This is a genomic window from Microvirga sp. BSC39 (assembly GCF_000739015.1).
Taxonomy (GTDB): domain Bacteria; phylum Pseudomonadota; class Alphaproteobacteria; order Rhizobiales; family Beijerinckiaceae; genus Microvirga.
Genome location: NZ_JPUG01000079.1, coordinates 79,950 through 100,654 on the forward strand (window position 1 = coordinate 79,950; position 20,705 = coordinate 100,654).

At 66.8% G+C, this 20,705-nt stretch carries 23 protein-coding genes and 1 pseudogene; 21 read left to right on the top strand and 3 right to left on the bottom strand.

The features are described from left to right. The first annotated feature begins 127 nt into the window (after nucleotides 1-127). From MA07_RS26590 to MA07_RS26625, 9 genes are all read left to right on the top strand, one after another. Complete coding sequence (locus tag MA07_RS26590; RefSeq protein WP_052003578.1) at nucleotides 128-1,225, top strand: endonuclease/exonuclease/phosphatase family protein; 1,098 nt, start codon at nucleotides 128-130, stop codon at nucleotides 1,223-1,225. 253 nt (nucleotides 1,226-1,478) lie between these two features. Beyond that, complete coding sequence (locus tag MA07_RS26595; protein WP_036359534.1) at nucleotides 1,479-2,030, top strand: hypothetical protein; 552 nt, start codon at nucleotides 1,479-1,481, stop codon at nucleotides 2,028-2,030. After that, a complete protein-coding gene (locus MA07_RS26600) occupies nucleotides 1,918-3,291 on the top strand; it encodes a terminase family protein (RefSeq protein WP_244445359.1) in 1,374 nt (457 codons plus the stop codon). The genes MA07_RS26595 and MA07_RS26600 overlap by 113 nt, the downstream gene beginning before the upstream one ends. A gap of 784 nt (nucleotides 3,292-4,075) precedes the next feature. Continuing rightward, the gene (locus MA07_RS26605; protein ID WP_052003579.1) at nucleotides 4,076-5,248 is read left to right on the top strand and encodes a phage portal protein; all 1,173 of its coding nucleotides are present in this window, start codon (nucleotides 4,076-4,078) and stop codon (nucleotides 5,246-5,248) included. Between the two features lie 129 nt (nucleotides 5,249-5,377). Beyond that, nucleotides 5,378-5,578 (top strand): hypothetical protein, encoded by a 201-nt coding sequence (locus tag MA07_RS26610; protein ID WP_052003580.1) that lies wholly within the window; start codon nucleotides 5,378-5,380, stop codon nucleotides 5,576-5,578. Then, nucleotides 5,575-5,724, top strand: a complete 150-nt coding sequence (locus MA07_RS30335) for a hypothetical protein (protein WP_160195505.1) — start codon at nucleotides 5,575-5,577, stop codon at nucleotides 5,722-5,724. Before MA07_RS26610 ends, MA07_RS30335 begins: the two co-directional genes overlap by 4 nt. After that, nucleotides 5,721-6,257, top strand: a complete 537-nt coding sequence (locus MA07_RS26615; protein ID WP_036359537.1) for an HK97 family phage prohead protease — start codon at nucleotides 5,721-5,723, stop codon at nucleotides 6,255-6,257. Before MA07_RS30335 ends, MA07_RS26615 begins: the two co-directional genes overlap by 4 nt. Before the next feature lie 108 nt (nucleotides 6,258-6,365). Beyond that, nucleotides 6,366-6,590, top strand: coding sequence for a hypothetical protein (locus tag MA07_RS30340; protein ID WP_052003581.1), 225 nt, complete (start codon nucleotides 6,366-6,368; stop codon nucleotides 6,588-6,590). A 111-nt stretch (nucleotides 6,591-6,701) separates the two neighbouring features. Beyond that, entirely contained in the window at nucleotides 6,702-7,940 is a 1,239-nt protein-coding gene (locus tag MA07_RS26625; RefSeq protein WP_036359542.1) for a phage major capsid protein, read from the top strand. A gap of 243 nt (nucleotides 7,941-8,183) precedes the next feature. Here MA07_RS26625 and MA07_RS26630 read toward each other — a convergent pair whose 3' ends face one another. After that, nucleotides 8,184-8,972: a trypsin-like serine protease gene (locus MA07_RS26630; protein ID WP_036359545.1), complete on the bottom strand. Its 789-nt coding sequence runs from the start codon at nucleotides 8,970-8,972 to the stop codon at nucleotides 8,184-8,186. 79 nt (nucleotides 8,973-9,051) lie between these two features. Beyond that, nucleotides 9,052-9,798 carry a trypsin-like serine protease gene (locus MA07_RS26635; RefSeq protein WP_036359548.1) on the bottom strand — a complete coding sequence of 249 codons (747 nt, stop codon included), beginning with the start codon at nucleotides 9,796-9,798 and terminating at the stop codon, nucleotides 9,052-9,054. A gap of 25 nt (nucleotides 9,799-9,823) precedes the next feature. On the opposite strand from MA07_RS26635, the gene MA07_RS26640 reads away from it, so the two are divergent. From MA07_RS26640 to MA07_RS26675, 8 genes are all read left to right on the top strand, one after another. After that, nucleotides 9,824-10,390, top strand: a complete 567-nt coding sequence (locus MA07_RS26640) for a head-tail connector protein (RefSeq protein WP_036359670.1) — start codon at nucleotides 9,824-9,826, stop codon at nucleotides 10,388-10,390. Between the two features lie 15 nt (nucleotides 10,391-10,405). Further along, nucleotides 10,406-10,741: a phage head closure protein gene (locus MA07_RS26645; protein WP_036359551.1), complete on the top strand. Its 336-nt coding sequence runs from the start codon at nucleotides 10,406-10,408 to the stop codon at nucleotides 10,739-10,741. Then, on the top strand, nucleotides 10,738-11,151 hold the full coding sequence (locus MA07_RS26650) for a DUF3168 domain-containing protein (RefSeq protein WP_036359554.1): 414 nt from the start codon (nucleotides 10,738-10,740) through the stop codon (nucleotides 11,149-11,151). The genes MA07_RS26645 and MA07_RS26650 overlap by 4 nt, the downstream gene beginning before the upstream one ends. Before the next feature lie 175 nt (nucleotides 11,152-11,326). Then, nucleotides 11,327-11,737, top strand: coding sequence for a phage major tail protein, TP901-1 family (locus MA07_RS26655; RefSeq protein WP_036359557.1), 411 nt, complete (start codon nucleotides 11,327-11,329; stop codon nucleotides 11,735-11,737). A gap of 8 nt (nucleotides 11,738-11,745) precedes the next feature. After that, nucleotides 11,746-12,129, top strand: a complete 384-nt coding sequence (locus MA07_RS26660) for a gene transfer agent family protein (protein ID WP_052003582.1) — start codon at nucleotides 11,746-11,748, stop codon at nucleotides 12,127-12,129. Beyond that, nucleotides 12,129-12,290, top strand: coding sequence for a phage tail assembly chaperone (locus MA07_RS29270; protein WP_348270426.1), 162 nt, complete (start codon nucleotides 12,129-12,131; stop codon nucleotides 12,288-12,290). Before MA07_RS26660 ends, MA07_RS29270 begins: the two co-directional genes overlap by 1 nt. A gap of 471 nt (nucleotides 12,291-12,761) precedes the next feature. Further along, complete coding sequence (locus MA07_RS30345) at nucleotides 12,762-12,911, top strand: hypothetical protein (RefSeq protein ID WP_160195506.1); 150 nt, start codon at nucleotides 12,762-12,764, stop codon at nucleotides 12,909-12,911. A gap of 310 nt (nucleotides 12,912-13,221) precedes the next feature. Beyond that, entirely contained in the window at nucleotides 13,222-13,878 is a 657-nt protein-coding gene (locus tag MA07_RS26675; RefSeq protein WP_036359566.1) for a phage tail tape measure protein, read from the top strand. Between the two features lie 5 nt (nucleotides 13,879-13,883). On the opposite strand, the gene MA07_RS26680 is transcribed toward MA07_RS26675, so the two are convergent. Beyond that, nucleotides 13,884-14,129 (bottom strand): DUF465 domain-containing protein, encoded by a 246-nt coding sequence (locus MA07_RS26680; RefSeq protein WP_036359569.1) that lies wholly within the window; start codon nucleotides 14,127-14,129, stop codon nucleotides 13,884-13,886. Between the two features lie 81 nt (nucleotides 14,130-14,210). Between MA07_RS26680 and MA07_RS26685 the strand changes: the two genes are divergently transcribed. The 4 genes and pseudogenes from MA07_RS26685 to MA07_RS26700 all read left to right on the top strand — a co-directional run bounded on the left by MA07_RS26685 (nucleotide 14,211) and on the right by MA07_RS26700 (nucleotide 20,696). After that, nucleotides 14,211-14,849, top strand: a complete 639-nt coding sequence (locus MA07_RS26685; protein WP_036359676.1) for a DUF2460 domain-containing protein — start codon at nucleotides 14,211-14,213, stop codon at nucleotides 14,847-14,849. Between the two features lie 414 nt (nucleotides 14,850-15,263). Beyond that, nucleotides 15,264-16,154 (top strand): annotated as a pseudogene (locus MA07_RS26690) (DUF2163 domain-containing protein). Nucleotides 16,155-16,410: 256 nt separating this feature from the next. Then, on the top strand, nucleotides 16,411-16,839 hold the full coding sequence (locus tag MA07_RS26695) for an NlpC/P60 family protein (RefSeq protein WP_036359571.1): 429 nt from the start codon (nucleotides 16,411-16,413) through the stop codon (nucleotides 16,837-16,839). Then, nucleotides 16,839-20,696 (top strand): glycoside hydrolase/phage tail family protein, encoded by a 3,858-nt coding sequence (locus MA07_RS26700; protein ID WP_036359573.1) that lies wholly within the window; start codon nucleotides 16,839-16,841, stop codon nucleotides 20,694-20,696. Before MA07_RS26695 ends, MA07_RS26700 begins: the two co-directional genes overlap by 1 nt. Nucleotides 20,697-20,705 lie beyond the last annotated feature (9 nt).

The following is a 20,705-nucleotide window of genomic DNA, read 5'->3' on the forward strand; positions in this document are numbered from 1 at the left end:
AACACAACGTCCAATTAGCCCAAAAGTTCCTAAGGCCAAGCTAAAAGATTTGTTGACCGTCGGTTTTCGGCAAGAGGCGATGCCCTACCATGGATACGTTTCATGACGGTTTTTTGAAGGCCTGTCTATGCGCCCCTTGATCGACCGCATCGTGTCTGGTCTCCAGCCCCCGGACAGCGCCGTGCTGGAGGAGGCCCGACAGGCATCCGAACAACACCAGCAGGCTGCTCACGGGAACCTGCTCGCGCACATTCCCGCCCTCCACGCCGTCGAGCAGGCCCCGCCGGCCGAGCCGCTGCCGTGGCCCGGCTCCCTCAGGATTGCGGCGTTCAACGCCCAGCGCCTCAAGAACAGGCGGGCGGCCCGGCATCTCATGGAGCAGGCCGGAGCGCAGGTCACGCTGCTCAGCGAGGTCGATGTGGGCATGGCGCGGTCCGGCAACGTCCATACTCTTTGCGAACTGATCGCCGGGTCGAGGAAGGGCTATCTCTACGGGGCGGAGTTCGTGGAGCTCGACCTCGGCGGCGCCGACGAGATCGCGCAATGCGCCGGTCAGAGCAACGCCCGCGGCCTGCACGGAAACGCCGTCGTGACGGGCCTCGCCCTGGAGCACCCGCGGCTGATTCCGCTCGAGGAGCACGGCCTGTGGTTTCCGGGCATCGACGGTTTTCAGCGACGCATCGGCGGGCGTATGGCGATCGCCGCCCGGGTGGCTCAGGCGCCCCGACCGCTCTGGATCGTGAGCACCCATCTGGAGAGCAAGACCGATCCGGCCGACCGGCAGGGGCAGATCAAGGCCCTGCTGCGGGCTCTGGACGAGATCGCCCCTGGCGAGGCCTGCGTGATCGGCGGCGACTTCAACACCAAGGCCCTGCCGCGGGGCCAGGACGAGCGGCATCTCCTGCTGGAGGCGCCTGAAGCTTATGAGCCGCTCTTCGCGGATCTCCGCGAGGCAGGCTTCGAATGGCGGCACGCGAACCTGGCGCGGCCCACGCAGACGCCAGGCCCCACGAACAAGCACGAACCGCCTTTCGGCAAGCTCGATTGGATCGTGGTGCGCGGGCTTGAGGCGTCAAACCCACAGATCATCCCGGCACGCGACGAGCAGGGCAGGGCACTGTCCGACCACGATATGATCGCAGTGGATGTGCGGTTTTCAGGAGAGCCTTCAGCATTGCAGCGCGTACAGCCTCCTGGCACCGGGAATCGTCACGTCGTGGAATGAAAGATGAGTGCCTGGTGATAGGCGCCTGTTCTGAGGCTGATCATCGAGACAGTCACAGTGTTCTTCCGTTCCTGGCGGTTTCGGCGCAATTCAGAGGCTGTGATGATTCACCTTGACAGCGTGACGCTCTTAGAGTACAAAACGAGAACACTGACGAAGTGTGAATGAAGAGCCCCCGCCCGCATTCACCGCGTCAGGTCAAACCTCCACCGCCCAGCGTCCCCGCTCGGGCGGTTTTTTATTGGCTGTTCCCATGCGCCAGAGAATCGAGATTGCGGACGAGCAGAGGCAGCAGGCCTGGGAGATCTACGCCCGCCAGCCGGAGAAGCATCTGCCCGATATCCAGGCCTTTCTCGGGGTGAGCGCCGGCACCTTCGTGCGGCTGCGCGAGCGCTGGGGCTGGCCGCATCGCAATGTGGCCCTTAGCGAGAACGCGCTCAGCAAGGCCGCGAAGGACCAGGGTGGCATCGACGGCATCGCGAAGGCCGCAGTCGCCTCGGTGAACGACGCGGCCCGTGCCCTGGCGCAGGCCACGCGGGTGCAGATCGACGCGCTCATGGACGAGCAGCGCAGAGGCCAGGCCAAGGATCACGACAAGACCGCCCGCAGGCTCGCGTCTTACGCCAGGACGCTGGCAGCCGCCCGGGCGCTTCTGGAACAGGAAAGTTCACCGCTCGATGACAGCGAGCCCCATGACAACAGACCCCGGCGCAGCCTGCACGAACTCCGCGAGGAGCTTGCTCGCCACCTTGACCGGGTTATCGCGGAGGAAGAATCTCGCGGACGCGACGGCCTCTTGGTCTGAGCGCGATTTCGAGACCGTTCTCCGCTTCTGGCCGATCCGCTGCCGGCCCGAGCAGCGCCTTCCGGGCCTCGCCCGGCACCACGACCCCTGGACGATCTGGCTCATCCTCGGCGGACGCGGCGCGGGCAAGACCCGCACCGGCGCCGAATGGGTGCGCGGCATCGCGCTCGGCGATCCCGATTTCGGCACAAGTGCCTCGCGGCGCATCGCCCTGGTGGGCGAAACCTTTTCGGATGCCCGCAACGTGATGGTGGAGGGGCCTGCCGGCATTCTCGCCGTCCATGCGCGGCACGAGCGGCCCACATGGTCGCCGTCGCTGCGCAAGCTCGAATGGCCGAACGGCGCGGTCGCGCAGGTGTTCTCGGCGGAAGACCCCGACTCGCTGCGCGGTCCGCAATTCGAGGCCGCATGGGCGGACGAGCTCGCCAAGTGGCGGCACGTGGAGGAGACCTGGGACATGCTGCAGTTCGGCCTGCGCCTCGGCGCCCATCCGCGCCAGATGGTGACGACCACGCCGCGCCCGATTCCGATCCTGAAACGCTTTCTCGGCGATCCGCATGTGGCGGTGTCGCGGATGCGCACATGTGAGAACGCAGAGAACCTGGCGCCCGCCTTTCTCGACACGGTGGTGCGCCGCTATGCGGGCACGCGCCTCGGGCGGCAGGAACTCGACGGCGACATCATCGAGGACCGTCCCGATGCGCTCTGGACGCGCGACGTCATCGAGAGCAACCGCATCGACGCGGCGCCATCGCTCATGCGCATCGTCGTGGCGGTCGATCCGCCGGCCTCCTCGTCGAAGCGGGCGGACGCCTGCGGGATCGTGGCAGCCGGCGTCGATGATGGCGGCACGGCCTATGTGCTGGAGGATGCGACGGCGTCAGGATTGAAGCCGCCCGAATGGGCCGCGAAGGCCGTGGCGCTGTACAGAAGGCTGCAGGCCGACGCGCTCGTGGTCGAGACGAACCAGGGCGGCGAGATGGTGGGCAACGTGATCCGCGAGGTCGACCCGTCCGTGCCGGTGGTGAGCGTACGCGCCACGCGCGGCAAGTACCTGCGCGCCGAGCCGGTCTCCGTGCTCTACGCGCAAGATCGCGTGCGCCATGTGGGCGCGCTGCCGGAGCTGGAGGACGAGCTGTGCGATTTCGGTCCCGGCGGCCTCACCTCGGGCCGCTCGCCCGACCGCATGGATGCGCTGGTCTGGGCGCTCACCGAGCTGATGCTGCGCGAACGCCGCGAGCCGCGGGTGCGGGTGTTGTGAATTAGAACGCCCCAGCCGAAGGGTGGTGTTCACGCACATCTCCAGCCGGGGCGCCGTGGCTACCGTAGGGGCAACATGTGAAGCCACCCGGCATAAGCTATGCCGTTGAAAAGAATCCTCAAGGCTCCTGATGGGGTGAGCCTTTTGCGCCGGCTTGTCTCGGAAGAGACAGAGCGGTCCGCGCCCTCGGGCAACGCCCTGGGGATCATGGCTGCAGGGCCGGGGCGGATGGCAGTCCATCCGTGCCGATCCGCCCCGCCATCTGCCTCGTGCCGTCCCTGTCGGGAGGGCAGAGCTTGAGAAACCGATGGTCGCGCCAGCCGGTCCGGGAAAAGCGGCCCGGCTGGCGCGTGAATGTCGCCGGGTGCCCCCGCAACGATTGAAGATTACCCTGGGGTATGTGACGCGCCAATGACGAACGCGGCGGACATGCCTGCTTTGCGGTCATCGGCTGCGGAAGTTCTCGGCAGTCTGAATCGACGTGAGGCACCGCTTGTCATCCCGGCGGTCCGAAGGACCGGGAAGGGGATCACGACCATGCGCGGCGCTGTAGATTCCCTTCCCCTCCGATGGCTTCGCCATCTCCGGCCGGGAATGACACCCTCCCGGGTCATCACCGGCCTTGTGCCGGTGATCTCGACTGCATGAGCGTCTCGCCTTTCTGCACCGGGATGGCCGGGACTGATCCCCGGATCAAGTCCGGGGACGGCCATGACAACGCGGCGTGCGGCCGACACACCGCATCGCTCTTCATTCTTCATGCCCACCAAGGCAGGACCACTTCATGCTGAACCGACTGACCCGCTGGCTCCAGGCGCCGCCGGAGGCCAAGGCCTCCCGTGCTGAAGGAGCCATTGCGCTCTACGTCGCCGGCCGCCCCGTGTGGACGCCGCGCGATTATGGTGCGCTCGCCCGCGCGGGATTCCAGAAGAACGCCATCGTGCACCGCGCGGTGCGGCTCGTGAGCGAGGCGGCGGCGTCGCTGCCGCTGGTGCTCATGAGCGAGGGGAGGGAGCTTCCCTCTCATCCGCTGCTGTCGCTGCTGGCGCGGCCCAATGGGCGCGAGGGCGGGCAGCGCTTTCTCGAGAGCCTCTATGGGCACCTGATGGTGTCGGGCAACGCGTATGTGGAGGCGGTGAGCCTCGACGGCACGCCGCACGAGCTGCACGCCCTGCGGCCCGACCGCATGCGCGTGGTGCCCGATACCGACGGCTGGCCGGCTGCCTACGAATATGCAGTCGGCACGCAGGCCGTGCGCTTCCCGATCCGCGACGAGATCCTGGCGCCGATCCTGCACCTGACGCTGTTTCATCCGGCGGACGATCATTACGGCCTCTCGCCCATGGAGGCGGCCGCCACCGCGCTCGACATCCACAACGCGGCGGGCGCCTGGAACAAGGCGCTTCTCGACAACGCGGCGCGGCCCTCCGGCGCGCTGGTGGTCGGCGGCGCGACGCTCACCGATGCGCAGTTCGACAGGCTGAAAGGAGAGCTGGAGACGAACTATCAGGGCGCCGGCAATGCGGGCCGTCCGCTGCTGCTGGAAGGCGGCCTCGACTGGAAGCCGCTCTCGCTCTCGCCGAAGGACATGGACTTCGTGGAAGCGAAAGCCGCCGCCGCGCGCGAGATCGCGCTCGCCTTCGGTGTGCCGCCGCTGCTGCTGGGCCTGCCCGGCGACAGCACGCACGCCAACTACGCGGAGGCCAACCGCGCCTTCTACCGCCAGACCGTGATCCCCATGGTCAAGCGCACGGCCGAGGCCCTCGCGCACTGGCTCGCGCCGGCCTATCGCGAGACGCTTGCCCTCGAGCCCGATCTCGACGCCATTGAGGCTCTCGCCGAAGAGCGCGAAAGCCTCTGGCGCCGCGTGTCGGCGGCGGCGTTTCTCTCGGATGAGGAGAAACGCGAGGCGGTGGGGTATGGGCGTGCTGATGGCGCGAAGGGGAGGCGAGCGTAGTGCTTTTCAGCATCGGCGCACCTTGACCAGGAGGGTGTCATTCCCGGCCGGAGCGCAGCGGAGGGACTGACATCCGAGCAAGACTTTCTCATCACGTGCCTCCAACGGAGCTTTTCACGAGAACAAATCATGAACTCATTTGACCAGATCACCGAGGCCGTCATCCGGCGCGGGGATCTTGCCCATCTGGCCCTGTTCGTCTGGGCCAGCGGGGCGTCCGCTTTGCTTGCCATGACCCTGCGCGACCTGTTCGCGGCCAACCGCCGGTTCGATGCGTTCGTGCGCGAGCTGTCCCTGTTCAACCGACGCCATTCGGGAGACCCCACATGACCCGCCTCTCATCCCGCGCGCCGCGCAAGCCGAAGGCCGCACGGGAGAGCCAGACCCGTGCCACGCTGGTGTTCCGCGACTTCGTGCGCCAGCTCGAAAAGCTCGATCCGAAGCCGCCGAAAGCCGCCCGCGGGGCCGCGCGATGAATGCGGTCGCACCATCCGTCCGCGAGCGCAAGTTCCTGCCCGAGCCCCTGAGCGGCGTCGATGCGGAGGGTGTGTTCGAAGGCTATGCGAGCCTGCTCGGCGAGGCCGATCTCGGCAAGGACGTGGTCATGCCGGGCGCCTTCCGCGACAGCCTGAAGAAACGCGGCGCCGCGCAGGTGCGCCTGCTGTGGCAGCACGATCCGGCGCAGCCCATCGGGCGCTGGCTCTCCATCACCGAGGACCTGCGGGGCCTGCGCGTGCGCGGCCGGCTCAACCTGGCGGTCGAACGGGCGCGGGACATCCATGCGCTCATGCGGGACGGGGCCGTCGACGGGCTCTCCATCGGCTTTCGCGTCGAGCGGGCGAGGGCCGAACGGCCCACCGGGTTGCGGCGCCTGGAGCGGCTCGACCTGTGGGAGATCTCGGTCGTGACCTTTCCGATGCTGCCCGGCGCGCGGGTCGAAACCGTCAAGCAGGCGGCTCCGAAGCTCGCGGTGCATATCCGCAGCACCGCCGTTAGATTGTTTTCCTGAACCTTGTCCGTGGGAGCGCGTTAGCTGAGAGCCCGCAAGAGCGCGGAGGCTGCGGGCCCTTTCCTCACGCGAGAGGTGTCTGTTCTTCGCTTGTCTCGGGAGGTTCTCATGAAGAAGCTTGCTTTCGTTGCGCTCGTCGGCCTTGCGGCAGCTGCGTGCACGACCACGGAAGAGCGGATCGGCGGCGCGGCCGTCGGTGCGGGCGTCGGTGCCGTCGCCGGACCCGTCGGTGCCGTGGCTGGCGGCGCGATCGGTGCGGCGGCCGGCCCGGCCGTGTCAGACACGGTTCAGGCCAACACCCGCCCGGCTCGCCGCACGACCCGCCGCCGCTAAGACTTCCCTTCACGGGGAAACAATGGGCCCGCCCTCCGGCGGGCCTTTTTCTTTTCAGACCCAGAGCCCGCCCTTCGGCGGGCTTTTCTCTTTTCAAACCTATGGATTGCGATGATTCCCGTTGTTGAAACCAAAGCCGTGTCCGACGATGTCGCCTCGGCCTTCGATGATTTCGCCCGCGCCTTCGAGGCGTTCAAGGATGCCAACGACACGCGCCTGTCCCAGATCGAGACCAGGCTCACCGGCGACGTGGTGACGGACGAAAAGCTCGCCCGCATCGACACCGCCCTCGACGACGCCAAGCGCCGCCTCGACCGTCTCAGCCTCGAGCGTTCCCGCCCGCCCCTGGGTGGCAACCCCGACGCCCAGCGCGACCCGGCCCAGGCCGAGCACAAGAGTGCGTTCCATGCCTATGTCCGCAGCGGCGAGGCCACCGGTCTCAAGCGGCTAGAGGAGAAGGCGCTCTCGGCGGGCTCCGGCCCCGACGGCGGCTATCTCGTGCCCGACACGGTCGAGCGCGAGGTGCTGCGCCGCCTCTCCAACGTGTCGCCCATCCGCGCCATCTCGTCGGTGCGGGTGATCTCCGGCGGCCAGTACAAGCGTGCCTTCTCGACCACGGGCCCGGCCACCGGCTGGGTGGGCGAGACGGCGGCGCGGCCGCAGACCGCAAGCCCCACGCTGTCCGAGATGAGCTTTCCGGCCATGGAGCTCTATGCCATGCCGGCTGCCACCCAGACCCTGCTCGACGATGCGGTGGTGGATATCGAGAGCTGGATTGCCGAGGAGGTCGAGTCCGCCTTCGCCGAGCAGGAAAGCGCCGCCTTCGTCAATGGCGACGGCGTGAACAAGCCCAAGGGCTTTCTTGCCGCCGACACGGTTGAGAACGAAATCTGGGAGTGGGGGCGCCTCGGCACGGTGAACACCGGCGGCGCGACCTTCCCGGCGTCAAACCCGTCCGACGTGCTGGTGGAGCTGATCTACGCCCTCAAGGCCGGCTATCGCCAGAACGCCGCCTTCGTGATGAACCGCAAGACGCAGAGCGCCATCCGCCGCTTCAAGGACGACAACGGCCAGTACCTCTGGGCGCCGCCCGCGAGCATCGGCCAGGCCGCGACGCTGATGGGCTTCACGGTCGTCGAGGCCGAGGACATGCCGGACATTGGCTTGAATGCCTGCGCCATCGCGTTCGGCGACTTCAAGCGCGGTTATCTCGTGGTGGATCGCACCGGCATGCGCGTGCTGCGCGATCCGTATTCCGCCAAGCCCTACGTGCTGTTCTACACCACCAAGCGCGTGGGCGGCGGCGTGCAGGATTACGCGGCGATCAAGCTGTTGAAGTTCGCGGCTTGAACATCGGTGTCATCCCCGGGGCACGAAGTGCGGGAAGGGGATCCATAGCGCGGCGTCTATGAGTGGATTCCCTTTCCCTGCGCTTTCGCGTCCGCCCGGGAATGACACCCGCTCACGTCATCACCAGTCTTGTGCCGGTGATCCCGATGGTTGAGGCGCAGAGCTTTTCAGCATCGGGATGGCGGGGACGAGCCCGGCCATGACGGAGTGGGTGTGGTTTCCGATTAGACGTGCTTGGACGGATCAATTCCCCGCCCAGGCGGCATTGAGGCTCTGCATGCTGCCCACGATCCAGCGCAGGTGCTCCACCACCGGGGTCACGGCCGTAAGGCCGCCGCAGGCGCTGGGGGTGCGGGTGCGCAGGGCGCCGCTCGACCAGCTCGTGATGCCGTAGAGCTGATAGCCGCTCTGGGTTGCGGCGAGGATCGGGCCGCCGGAATCGCCCCGGCAGGCGCCCGCGCCCGTGGTCTCGGCGAGCCGGTTGCGGTCGGCAACGATGAGGACGCGGTTCGCGACCTCGATGGGGCCGAGCGAGACGAGATTGGTCTGGCGCAGCGTCCGGGCCGTGCCGCGGGCGCGCTCCGACAGCACCCCGTAGCCCGCGATGGTCACGCCGTCGCCCACATCGATGCGGCCCGCCTGGGTCGGATCGAGGGGCAGGAAGTCGGGGCCAAGAGGCCGGTCGAGTTTGACCACGGCGAGATCGATGCCGGGCTGCGTGCGCGGCGTGGTGCCGGGCACGAAGGTCGGGTGTATCGCGAGCGCGGCGACGTTGAAGCGCTGCGGCCGGAACGCACGGGTCAGGGCCGTGACGCGATAGGCGGCGCGGTCGATCACGCAATGGGCCGCCGTCAGCACGAGATCGGGCCCGACGATCACGCCCGAGCAGAGCTCGCCGAGGGAGTTCTCGATGGAGACCACCGAGCGGCGCAGCCCGTTGGGATCGCGAGAGGACGCACCCTGCAGGATGGCCCAGGCCGGGCTTGCGATGAGGGTCAAGGCAGCAAGGACAAGGATCGGCAATGCGCGCATGGAATGATGATGCCGTGAAGGAGGGACCTTTTTGAGGCAAGACCTCTGCCGGAGGTTAGTTCCGTAACATTATGAATTTCTAAAACCCGTTGCCGCTCCACAACGCCGCACGATTCCAGCCCTTCAAGGTCCTGTCGATCCACTCGCGCTGTGGGCCGACGAGAATGCCCTGCGTCAGCCCTCCGCAGCTACGGCCCTTGGCCGGCGCTGCCCAACTGGTGATGGCCGCGACTGTTGTGCCAGACGCCATCGGCCCGCCGGAATCGCCCTGGCAGGCGCTGGCCGAACCGGAGCCTTCGGCCCAGAGCAGGATTCTGCTCGGTCCATAGGGCTCGACGGCGGTCAGCGACGCGGAGCGGAAGGTGCCGGTGCTCTTGGCATCGCCCTCGCGGGCAAGGCCATAGCCGCCGACGGTGACGAACGTGTTCTCGGGAACCTTCGCGGCGCTGAGCGTCGCCCGCTCGAACCGCCCGGGCAGCGCCTCGGGAATGCGGATCAGCGCGAGGTCGATGGAGCGCTGGCGCGTCTCGATGGCCTTCGCGTTGTAGCCGGGATGCACCGCCTTTGCAGCGGGCACGATCAGCACGGGCTCGCCCGCCTCATCGCGGAAATGCACGCGGTGCTCGGCCGCGCCCGTGACGCAATGGGCGGCGGTGAGCACCACGTCGGGTGCCAGCACCACGGCGCTGCACACGCCGCCGTTCGAACTCAACACCATCACGCTCTGGCGCGACAGCGGACCCTCATTGGGTTGGCCGCCGATGATGGCGTGGGCGCCCGCAGCAGGCAGCGCCAGCGCAAGACAGAACGTGATCAGACGCTTCATGACAGCACAAGGATCCTTGTTTCCGATGATTCCCATATTCGTCAGCGGCCCCGCCGACGAGCCCATCACGCTCGCCGAGGTGAAAGCCTACCTGCGCGTCGATGACGACGAAAGCGCGCAGGATGACCTGATTTCCGGCCTCATCAAGGCAGCCAGGCTCACGGTTGAGGCAGCGTCCCGGCGGATTCTCATCGAGCAAGGCTGGCGCGTGGTGCTCGACCGCTGGCCCCGCGACGGCGTGGTCCTGCTGCCGCTCTCGCCCCTGATCGCCGTGGACGCGGTCAGGATCACCGATGCCTCGGGCGCCACGACGGAACTGCCGGACGATGCGTTCGAGGCGGATGCGCTGAGCGAGCCGCCGCGCATTTTCGTCAAGGGGGCGCCGGAGCCGGGCAAATCCCGCAACGGCATCTCCATCGCGCTGCGGGCCGGTTATGGGGCCACGCCCGATACGGTGCCCGCAACCCTGAAGCTCGCCATCCGCATCCTCGTGGCGCACTGGTTCGAGAACCGAGGCGACATCGCGGGCGAGCAGATCCTCCCGCCCGAGGCGCTGGCGCTCGTGGCGCCGTTCCAGAGGGCGCGGCTTTAATCCGCGAGACGTTTCATGACAACCAAATCCATTCCCATTGGCGCGCGCTCACGCCGGTTCGTGCTCGAATTGCCGCTGGAGCGGCCTGACGGCTTCGGCGGGGTCATCCGCTCCTATGCGCCGGGGCCTCAGGTGTGGGGCGCCATCGAGATGCTCTCGGGCCACGAGCGCGTGCGCTCCGACCGGCCGGAGCAGAGCCTCACCCACCGCATCACCCTGCGCTACCGCGAGGGGGTGACCGGCGCCATGCGGCTCACTTCGGGCCTGCGCCGCTTCGCCATCCGGGCCGCGTCGGATCCGGATGGGTCGAAGCGCGATCTCGTCTGTCTCGTCGAAGAGGTGAGGGCATGACGAGCCCGGTGCTTTCCTTACGCCGCGCGATCCTCGACGCGGCCTCTGCGGACGCGGAGCTGCGCACGCTCATGGGCGGCGCGCTTCGCCTCTATGACGAGCCGCCGCGTGGGGCCGAGCCGGTCTATGCGCTCTTCGGCGACGTGAAGGCCGAGGACTGGTCCACCGATCTCGACCGCGGCCATGCGCAGAGTATCGATCTCGTGATCTGGTCGGAGAAGGGCGGCGCCCGCACGGCCCTCATGGTGGCCGACCGCTTTTTTGCGATCCTCGACGATGCGGCGCTCACCATCGACGGCCACCGTCTCGTCAACCTGCGCGTCACGGAGCTCGCCTCCGCCCGCGACAAGGATTCGGGACTTGCCCGCGTCACCTTGCGCCTGCGCGCTGTGACCGAGATGGCAGGATAGGGCGCTTTTCTCCATCCGGTGTCATTCCCGGCCGGAGCGCAGCGGAGGGGAAGGGAATCCATGGCGCTGCGCGTATGAGTGGATCCCCTTCCCGCACTGCGTGCGCCGGGAATGACACGGCAGCTCCCTTGCCCTCTGCCGCGAACACCTTCATCAATCAAACAAAGGACATCCCATGCCTGCTCAGAAGGGCAAGGACCTGCTCATCAAGATCAGCGACGGCGGCAATGCCTTAGTGACCGTGGCGGGACTGCGCACGCGCCAGATCGCCTTCAACGCCGAAACCGTCGACGTGACGCATTCCGAATCCGCCGGGCGCTGGCGCGAGCTTCTGGCCGGCGTCGGCGTGCGCCGCGCCAGCATCTCCGGCTCCGGCGTGTTCAAGGACGAAGCGTCGGACGCCCGCATGCGCCAGGTCTTCTTCGACGGCGACATCCTCACCTATCAGATCGTCATTCCGGATTTCGGACGCATCGAGGGCCCCTTCCAGATCACAAGCCTGGAATACCGCGGCGACCATGCGGGCGAGGTGACGTTCGAGATGGCGTTCGAATCCGCCGGCGCGCTCGCCTTCGTGGCGATATAGGAGGCACCATGGCCAATAGACGACGAGGCGAGGTGGCGCTTCAGCTCGGCGACACGCGCTACACCCTCTGCCTCACGCTCGGCGCGCTTGCGGAGCTGGAGGATGCCTTCGGCGTGCAGGATCTTATGGCGCTGACGGAGCGCTTCGGCACCGGGCGCCTGTCGAGCCGCGATCTCCTCATGCTGCTCAGCGTTGCCTTGCGCGGCGGCGGACATGGATTGAGCGACGCGCAGGTGGCGAACCTGCCCCTGCACGAGGGCATCGAGCCTGTTGCCGCGGCGCTGGCCGATCTTCTCCTCATGACCTTCGGTGGAGGCGAGCCATCGCCAAACCCTCCGTCATCCCAGGAGACGAGCGCGATCCATGCGCCTTCCCCTGGGATGACGCGATGATGCTGGCCTTAGGTATCCTGCGGTGGAGTCCGGAGAGTTTCTGGCGTGCAACGCCGCGCGAGTTGATGGCGGCATGGGAGGGATTGCAGGGCGGGCGAAAGAGCGAGCCCGCGTTAAGTGACGATCTCAGTAGGTTGATGGAGGTGTTTCCGGACGGGTAAGCCTGAATCTTAATGATGATGCTTCAATTTTAAGGATAGTAGTCTTGGCGAAACACCGCACCATTCCGCTTGGCGCAATCGATCTCGAGGTCCTCCTGCAATTCGTCTCGGCTACGTGAGGCGGGTTGCTTGGCAACGGCTGTTCGGGCCTCTGCTTTGCATCGCATTGAAATGCGCTCCCACTCGGCATCTGGCATGGTGACCTTACCGACGAATGTCGCACCTTTCAGCTTCGCACACATGTTGAAGAGACGGAACCTCCTGTACTCAGTTGGAGTCTTGAGGCTTGCAGATGCCGTCGCCTTCTCGGCTTCATAATTGCACGCATCCTGAATTCGGCTCCATTGGGCGGAGACCGTGCCAGGGGTTCCGTAGATCATTTGGGTCGTAGTCGCCGGAGCGCTGATACAAGCGCCCTATGAAAACAACACAAGCGCTGCCAGGCCCAGCTTTACTCTAGGAGATTTAGCGATGGCCGAACCGTTGAGATCAAATTCAGGTGCAGGTGATAAGGGTAACAAGGATAGACAGCGCCAGCTCAACACCCTCATCGGCCTCTCTGAACGGTTCGGTGAATACCTATCCAATGCTTTCGCCAAGAACATCTCGGAGGGTGCCTAAATTTGCTGTGGAGTCCGCGTCATCAAGGCAAATCAACTTTCTGTGGTCTTAGCGTTGCTCGACGTACTTCACTCCCTTGATTTCAAGGCACATAACGTACACACGCAACCAGGGATAATAAGCATACCCGGGCTTTACAGACGCCGTCGCTTTCTCGGCTTCGTATGCACACTCCCGTTTGGCCTGCTGGAGTGCGGCATCAGATAGCTTCGAAATATAAACTGGCTCAGGTGACCTTGATGTTGTGCATCCTGCAGTCAAAAACCCCACGAGGAGCGTGACCTTGAACGATCCCCTTAAACCACCAGTGATGACGCCCGCCGAGAAAGAAGCCGACGAAGACCGTAAGCGCCAACTCACCACTCTCATTGGCCTCTCCGAAAAGTTCGGGGACTCTCTGTCCAAGGCTTTCGCCAAGAATGTCTCGGAAGGCAAGAAATTTGATAACGTTCTGAAATCTGTGCGCCAATCCCTTGTGGAAACGGGGTTGCGTCTGGCGCTGGCGCCGCTGCAGCTCGCCCTGAGCCAGAGCGTGAAGGGGATGATGACCGGCGCTCTGCAGGGTTCGCTGCCGCTCGATGGGGGTGGGCTTTTCGGAGGATTGGCCAACGGGCTGGGCTCGATCCTCGGCTCCCTCTTCGGCGCTGGAGGACCTGCGCTCGCTAAGGGAGGCGTGCTCTCGCGCGGCATGCTGATGCCGTTCGCCAAGGGCGGTGTTGTCGGCGCGCCAACCTATTTTCCGCTCGGGCGCGGGCTCGGCCTCATGGGCGAGCAGGGGGCGGAAGCCGTGATGCCGCTGGCGCGCGGGCCGGACGGGCGGCTCGGCGTGCGGGGCGGCGGGGGAGGGCGGCCGGTCTCGGTGACCGTGAACGTCACGACCCCGGATGCGGACAGCTTCCGCCGCTCCGAGGCGCAGGTGTCAGCTGCGCTCGCCCGCGCGGTCGCGCGGGGCCAGCGCGGGATGTGAGGGCATCAGGCGTCGGTGCCCTCGAGCATGGCCATGATCTCGTCCTTGATCTGCAGGCGGCGGCGCTTGAGCTCCTCCTCGGCCTCCTCGGACTTGGGCTCCACCCGGGTCTCGATCCGGTGGATGGTGCGGTTCAGCTCGTCATACTCGTCGTAGAGCCGTGCGAAGCGGCCGTTGCTCGTCTTCAGCTGGTGAATCCGGTCGACCTTGTCCGGGAAATCCTGCGCGAGGTCGTTGGGAGCATTGCTCATCGCGGGCCGCCTCCGTGTTGAATGGCTTGCGCCTCGTCAACGCCACCCCGGTTCTTTCGTTTCAAACTTCAGGACATGCCCATGGCCTCAGACTTCCACGAGGTCCGCTTTCCGCTCGACGTCAGCCTCGGCAGCCGGGGCGGGCCCGTGCGGCGGACCGATATCGTCACGCTCGCATCCGGCCGTGAGCACCGCAACAGCCGCTGGGCCGGCTCGCGCCGCCGCTATGATGCGGGATTGGGCGTGAGAACCGTCGATGCCTTGCACACGGTGATCGCGTTCTTCGAGGAGCGGCGCGGCAGGCTCTACGGCTTCCGCTTCCGCGACCGCACCGACTGGCGCTCCGGCCCGCCCTCCAGGGAGCCGACACCGCTGGACCAGCGCATCGGCACCGGCACCGGGGCGGAGCGGAACTTCCAGCTGGTGAAGGCCTACGGCTCCGCCTTCGCGCCCTACAGCCGCAGCATCGCCAAGCCGGTCGGCGGCACGGTGCGGGTTGCGGTCAACGGCGTGGAGCAGACGGTGGGCTCAGGCTTCAACTGCGATCCGACTACGGGCATCGTGACCTTCGCGGCCGCGCCGCCTGCCGGCGCCATCATCACGGCGGGCTTCGCCTTCGACGTGCCGGTGCGCTTCGACACGGACGAGCTCGACATCGACCTCTCCACCTTCGATGCCGGCGGCATCCCGCAGATCCCGCTGATCGAAATCGTTCCCTGACATTCGCCTTTGTCATCCCCGGCGCACGAAGTGCGGGAAGGGGATCCACGATCACGCGCTGAGGGTACGGGTGGATTCCCTTCCCCTCCGCTTCGCTCCGGCCGGGAATTACACCCTCTGATTCCGATGCTCCTCCAGTCCTGCCACCCTCTTCGTCATCCCCGGACCTGTTCCGGGGATCCATGTCTTTGCTGCCTGCCTCTCCAGCCTCATCCTGAGGAGCAGCCGTCAGGCTGCGTCTCGAAGGATCATCCAGCGCCTACTGAAGCCTCCTTCGAGACGGTCACTGACGCGACCTCCTCAGGATGAGGGCGGAAGGAGCCACAGTGGATCGAAAACGTGGATGGCCGGGACGAGCCCGGCCATGACGAGCGGGTGAATTGACGGACGCCCCACAATTCAAGCTGAATTTCCATGCGCACTATCCCCCAAAACCTTGCCACCCATCTCACCGATGGAGCCACCACGCTCTGCCATTGCTGGCGGCTCATCCGGCGGGACGGCGTGTCCTTCGGCTTCACAGATCATGAGCGCGACATCGTCATCAGTGGCACCACCTATGCGGCGCGCTCGGGGTTGGAGGCCGCGGAAGCCACCGCCGAACTTGGTTTCGCGGTCGGCGGCGGCGAGGTGGCGGGCGCGCTTGTCTCCGCAGGGCTCACCGAGGACGACATCGCGTCCGGCCTCTACGACGACGCGAGCGTGGAGACCTAGCTCGTGAACTGGAGCAATGTCGACGAGCGCGTGCTCCTCGACATCGGCTCCATCGGCGAGATCCGTCGTGCCGACGGCAGCTTCGTCGCCGAGGTGCGGGGGCTCATGCACCGCTTCGACGAGGAGCGCGGGCGGCTCTTCCGCGCCACCTGCTCGGCCGATCTCGGCGATGCGCAGTGCGGCGTCAACCTCTCCGCACCAGCCTATACCGACACCGGCACGGTCACGCGCACCGATGGCGCGCTGAGCATCGCCGCTTCCGGCATCGGCTTTGCGGACGGATGGTGCAATGCCGGCAGGCTCACCTGGGTCACCGGTGACAACACGGGTGTCTCCGTCGAGATCAAGGTGCATCGTGCGATCAGCGGAGTGGACGAGTTCGACCTGTGGCAGCGCGCGCCGCAGCCCATCAAGGCGGGCGACACGTTCCGCGTGACAGCGGGCTGCGACAAGACCCATGCCATATGCCGCAGGAGGTTCGACAACGTGGCGAACTTCCGCGGCTTCCCGCACATGCCCGGCAACGACTTCATCATCCGCATGCCGCAGCAGGGCGAGCCGGGGCTGGATGGCGGGAGCTTTTTCAGGTGAGGCCGTATTCACCCTCCCCAACGCAAGTCGGGTGTTCCCGACTTGCGCATTGAGAATGCGGATCTCGGGAACACCCGAGATCCGAGGGGGAGGGTCGACGCCCTTCAGGGCGGCGGGGCGGGGCGGCAGCGCGCCCTTGCCCGAGCGGACTCGGACCTAACGCACAGCCAATCAAAACACCTGCGCCATTCACCCCACCCCGGCTCTTCGAGCCGACCCTCCCCCTCGAGGGGAGGGTGCTGCCGCGAGCATCGTCATGCCCACACCTCACCTCATCATCACTGAAGCCAGATCCTGGATCGGCACGCCCTACCGTCACCAGGCCTCGCTGAAAGGCGTCGGCTGCGACTGCCTCGGGCTGCTGCGCGGCGTGTGGCGCGGCGTCATGGGGGCCGAGCCCGAGTTGCCGCCGCCGTACTCGCCCGATTGGGCGGAGGCCGGAGCCGACACGCTCGTGGCGGCCGCGCGGAAGCATCTCGTCGAAGTCGAGCCCGCGCAATTCGCGGCCGGCGACGTGCTGCTGTTCCGCTGGCGCGAGAACCTGCCGGCCAAGCACTGCGCAATCGCGACCGCGCCCGACACCATGATCCACGCCCATGATGCTGCTGCGGTTGCGGAAGTCGCGTTCCATCCCTGGTGGCGGCGTCACCTGTCCCATGCCTTTCGTTTTCCGGATGCACCCTGATGGCCACCATCGTTCTGCAAACAGTCGGCTCCGTCGTGGGCGGCATGGTCGGCGGGCCGATCGGCGCCATGGCAGGGCGGGCCCTCGGCGCGCTCGCGGGCGCTGCCATCGACAACGCGCTCTTTTCCGGCAGCGACACGAAACATGTGGAGGGCCCGCGCCTCAAGGACATCGACGGGCTCACCTCCACGGAGGGGGCGCCGATTCCGCGGGTCTATGGCCGGGCGCGCATCGGCGGCCAGCTCATCTGGGCGACGCGCCTGGAGGAGGTGGTGAACACCAAGTCTGACCGAGGAAGTCAGGGCGGCAAGGGCATGAGCGGGCCGAAAACCGTCACCACGTCCTATTCCTATTTCGCCAATCTCGCGGTGGGCCTGTGCGAGGGCCGCATCGCGTTCATCAGGCGCGTGTGGGCCGACGGGCGCGAACTCGATCTCAGCACCCTCACCATGCGGGTGCACAAGGGCAGCGACACGCAGAGCGCCGATCCGCTGATCGTCGCCAAGGAAGGCGCGGATTACGCGCCCGCCTATCGCGGATTGGCCTATGTGGTGTTCGAGCGCCTGCCGCTTGCGGACTTCGGCAACCGCGTGCCGCAATTCTCCTTCGAGGTCGTGCGCCCCGTCGACGGACTGAACCGCATGGTGCGGGCGGTCTGCCTGATCCCAGGCGCGAGCGAGTTCGGTTACGACACCAAGCCCGTGATGCAGGTGCTCGACCTTGGGAAGACCCGGCCGGAGAACCGGCACCAGCTGCAGCGCGCGAGCGATGTCTCGGCATCGCTGGATGCCCTGGAAGCCCTGTGCCCGAACCTCAAGCGCGTGTCCCTCGTGGTGAGCTGGTTCGGCGACGACCTGCGCGCGGGCTCCTGCCTGGTCGAGCCGCGCGTGGACGTGAAGACGAAGACCACGGACGGTGCCACTTGGTCCGTGGCCGGGCTGACGCGTGAGGGGGCGAAGGCGGTTTCACTGTCGAAAGGTACACCCGCCTATGGCGGCACGCCGTCCGACGAGAGCGTGATCCGGCTGATCAGGAACTTGAAGGATCGCGGCCTCGAGGTGGTGCTCTATCCTTTCGTGATGATGGACGTGCCCGCCGGCAACAATCTGCCCGACCCCTATGGCGGCACCGGGCAGCCCGCCTATCCCTGGCGCGGGCGCATCACCTGCCATCCAGCGCCGGGAACGTCAGGATCTCCCGATGGAACGAGTGCCGCGGCCAGCCAGGTGAATCTCTGGTTCACGCGCAGTGCCGGCTTCAACCGCATGGTCCTGCATTATGCCGCTCTTGCGGAGCAGGCGGGCGGCGTCCACGGTTTCATCCTGGGGAGCGAGCTCGTCGGCCTCACCCGCGTGCGCTCCGCATCCGGCGTCTACCCTGCGGTCGCGCGGCTGCGGGAGCTTGCGCAGGATGTACGCGCAATCCTGCGCGCCTCGACGAAAATCGTCTATGCGGCGGACTGGACCGAATACGGCGCCCATGTGCTGAACGGCGGCGGCGAGGTGCGCTTTCCCCTTGATCTGCTCCTTGCGAGCAGCGCCATCGACGCGGTCGGGATCGACTATTATCCGCCGATCTCCGATTGGCGCGACGGTCCGTCTCATGCGGATCTGGCGAGTGGGCGCAGCATCTACGATGTGGATTATCTGCGCACCCGCCTCGGCAGCGGGGAGGCCTTCGACTGGTACTACGCCAATGCATCCGAGCGCGCGGCGCAAACCCGTCGTCCGATCACCGATGGCGCCTATGACAAGGCCTGGATGTTGCGCCAGAAGGATCTCGTGTCCTGGTGGTCGAACCGGCATGTGGAGCGCGTCGGCGGCGTCGAGGTCGGCGCGACGGCCTGGCAGCCGCAATCGAAGCCGATCTGGCTCACCGAGATCGGCGTGCCCGCCGTGGACAAGGGGCCGAACGGACCCAACGTCTTTCCCGATCCGAAGTCGTCGGAATCCGCATACCCGCCGTTCTCCCGCGGGGTGCGCGACGACCTCGTGCAGGCGCGTGCGCTGGAAGCCATTCTCTCGCGGTTCGATCCGGCCCAGAGGGGTTTTGCGCCTGAGTACAATCCCGCATCGTCGTCCTACAACGGGCGCATGGTGGACCCGGACAACGTGTTCGTCTGGGCGTGGGATGCGCGGCCCTATCCGGCCTTTCCGGATTTCGACAGCATGTGGTCGGACGGCGCCAACTGGGACACCGGCCACTGGATCACCGGGCGCATCGAGGGCGCGACGCTCGACCGGCTGATCGCGCGAATCCTGCGTGATTTCGGCCTCGCTGATCCCGGGGCGATTCCCGTCGACGGTTTCGTGGACGGCTATGTGATCGACCGGCCGATGTCGCTGCGCGGTGCCCTCGAGCCGCTGCTGCGCCTCTTCGGCGTCGATGCGGTGGCACGCGGCGGCGCAATCGCCTGGCAGGGGCGCGGCGGGCGCGCCGTGCTGCAGCTGACGAAGGACGATCTCGTGCTGAACGAGAAGGAGCCCGCGCTGAAGCTCACCCGCGCCCAGGAGACCGAGCTGCCGCAGCAGGTGGAAGTGGGGTTTACTGAGGGCGACACGGATTACCGCCGTGCCACTGTGGCCTCCCGGCGCCTGTCCGGTTCGAGCCGCCGCGAGGCGCGGGCGGACAGCGCCGTGGTCACCCGGCGTGCCGAGGCACAGCGCCTCGCCGACACATGGCTGCAGGATCTGTGGGCGGGGCGCGAAGGCGCCCAGTTCGAGGTGTCGCCGCGCCGCATCGAGCTGGAGCCCGGCGACGTGATTGCGGTTCCGACCGACGCGGGGTCGAAGCTCCATCGCATCACCCGCATCGCCGATGGGCCGACGCGCAAGGTCAGCACGCGCGCCGTGGAGCCGGCGGTGTTCGAGCGGCCGGGCTCCACGATTCCCCGGCCTGTGAAGCGGCCGCCGCCGGTGCCGGGAAAGCCGCAGGCTGTCGTGCTCGACCTGCCGGCGGCGCTCGGCGATCCCACGCCGCTGCAGTACATCGCCGTGGCGGCGGACCCATGGCCCGGCGCTATGACGATCTGGCACTCGGGCAATGGGGCGAGCTTCACGCCGTATCGCATTCTCGATCTGCCCGCCCTGATCGGGCGCACGAAAACCGCGTTCGCTCCAGGACCCTTGTGGCGCTGGGACATGCAGGCGACCCTCGATGTGGAGATCTCTACCGGCGCGTTGAGCGCCATCGACGACGAGGCGGCATTGGCTGGGCTTAACCTGTTTGCGCTTCGCGGCGCGGATGGCCGCTGGGAAGTTCTATCCGTTGCCCGCGCCGAGCTGATCGGGGAGCGCACCTATCGCCTGTCGCGCTTTCTGCGCGGGCTTGCGGGCAGCGAGCCGGAGGCCCATCGCACCGTCCCGGCCGGCGCCCTTATCGTGAAGCTCGATGAAGCCGTCGTTCCGCTCACAACCAGTTTGCAGGATCTCGGCCAAAGCTGGCGCTACAGGGTCGGGCCATCGGGGCGCGATCATGCGGATGCGTCCGTTGCGGAGATCACCGCGACTGTTGGGCGCGAGGCGCTGAAACCCTTGAGCCCCGTGCATGTGACGGCGCGGCGCGAGCCGAGCGGCATCCGCCTGACCTGGATCCGCCGCACGCGCCGCGACGGTGACGGCTGGGAGGCCGTGGACGTGCCGCTCTGCGAGGCTTTCGAGGCCTATGAGATCGACGTCTTCAGGGATGGTCAGGTGGCAAGACGGCTCACGAGTGCGCAGCCCTTCATCGTCTACACGCAGGCGCAGGAGATCGCCGATTTCGGCACCGCTCAATCGGCGCTCACTCTCGCCATCGCGCAGATGAGCACCGTCGCAGGTCGCGGCTTCGAGCGTCGCGTCACGATTCCCGTGCGCTGAACGGCGCAA

Excerpts from the sequence above, each read along its gene's own strand:
- MA07_RS26590 (WP_052003578.1), top strand. The coding sequence starts at position 128 with ATGCGCCCCTTGATCGACCGCATCGTGTCTGGTCTCCAGCCCCCGGAC.
- MA07_RS26595 (WP_036359534.1), top strand. The coding sequence starts at position 1,479 with ATGCGCCAGAGAATCGAGATTGCGGACGAGCAGAGGCAGCAGGCCTGG.
- MA07_RS26600 (WP_244445359.1), top strand. The coding sequence starts at position 1,918 with ATGACAACAGACCCCGGCGCAGCCTGCACGAACTCCGCGAGGAGCTTG.
- MA07_RS26605 (WP_052003579.1), top strand. The coding sequence starts at position 4,076 with ATGCTGAACCGACTGACCCGCTGGCTCCAGGCGCCGCCGGAGGCCAAG.
- MA07_RS26610 (WP_052003580.1), top strand. The coding sequence starts at position 5,378 with ATGAACTCATTTGACCAGATCACCGAGGCCGTCATCCGGCGCGGGGAT.
- MA07_RS30335 (WP_160195505.1), top strand. The coding sequence starts at position 5,575 with ATGACCCGCCTCTCATCCCGCGCGCCGCGCAAGCCGAAGGCCGCACGG.
- MA07_RS26615 (WP_036359537.1), top strand. The coding sequence starts at position 5,721 with ATGAATGCGGTCGCACCATCCGTCCGCGAGCGCAAGTTCCTGCCCGAG.
- MA07_RS30340 (WP_052003581.1), top strand. The coding sequence starts at position 6,366 with ATGAAGAAGCTTGCTTTCGTTGCGCTCGTCGGCCTTGCGGCAGCTGCG.
- MA07_RS26625 (WP_036359542.1), top strand. The coding sequence starts at position 6,702 with ATGATTCCCGTTGTTGAAACCAAAGCCGTGTCCGACGATGTCGCCTCG.
- MA07_RS26630 (WP_036359545.1), bottom strand. The coding sequence starts at position 8,972 with ATGCGCGCATTGCCGATCCTTGTCCTTGCTGCCTTGACCCTCATCGCA.
- MA07_RS26635 (WP_036359548.1), bottom strand. The coding sequence starts at position 9,798 with ATGAAGCGTCTGATCACGTTCTGTCTTGCGCTGGCGCTGCCTGCTGCG.
- MA07_RS26640 (WP_036359670.1), top strand. The coding sequence starts at position 9,824 with ATGATTCCCATATTCGTCAGCGGCCCCGCCGACGAGCCCATCACGCTC.
- MA07_RS26645 (WP_036359551.1), top strand. The coding sequence starts at position 10,406 with ATGACAACCAAATCCATTCCCATTGGCGCGCGCTCACGCCGGTTCGTG.
- MA07_RS26650 (WP_036359554.1), top strand. The coding sequence starts at position 10,738 with ATGACGAGCCCGGTGCTTTCCTTACGCCGCGCGATCCTCGACGCGGCC.
- MA07_RS26655 (WP_036359557.1), top strand. The coding sequence starts at position 11,327 with ATGCCTGCTCAGAAGGGCAAGGACCTGCTCATCAAGATCAGCGACGGC.
- MA07_RS26660 (WP_052003582.1), top strand. The coding sequence starts at position 11,746 with ATGGCCAATAGACGACGAGGCGAGGTGGCGCTTCAGCTCGGCGACACG.
- MA07_RS29270 (WP_348270426.1), top strand. The coding sequence starts at position 12,129 with ATGCTGGCCTTAGGTATCCTGCGGTGGAGTCCGGAGAGTTTCTGGCGT.
- MA07_RS30345 (WP_160195506.1), top strand. The coding sequence starts at position 12,762 with ATGGCCGAACCGTTGAGATCAAATTCAGGTGCAGGTGATAAGGGTAAC.
- MA07_RS26675 (WP_036359566.1), top strand. The coding sequence starts at position 13,222 with ATGACGCCCGCCGAGAAAGAAGCCGACGAAGACCGTAAGCGCCAACTC.
- MA07_RS26680 (WP_036359569.1), bottom strand. The coding sequence starts at position 14,129 with ATGAGCAATGCTCCCAACGACCTCGCGCAGGATTTCCCGGACAAGGTC.
- MA07_RS26685 (WP_036359676.1), top strand. The coding sequence starts at position 14,211 with ATGGCCTCAGACTTCCACGAGGTCCGCTTTCCGCTCGACGTCAGCCTC.
- MA07_RS26695 (WP_036359571.1), top strand. The coding sequence starts at position 16,411 with ATGCCCACACCTCACCTCATCATCACTGAAGCCAGATCCTGGATCGGC.
- MA07_RS26700 (WP_036359573.1), top strand. The coding sequence starts at position 16,839 with ATGGCCACCATCGTTCTGCAAACAGTCGGCTCCGTCGTGGGCGGCATG.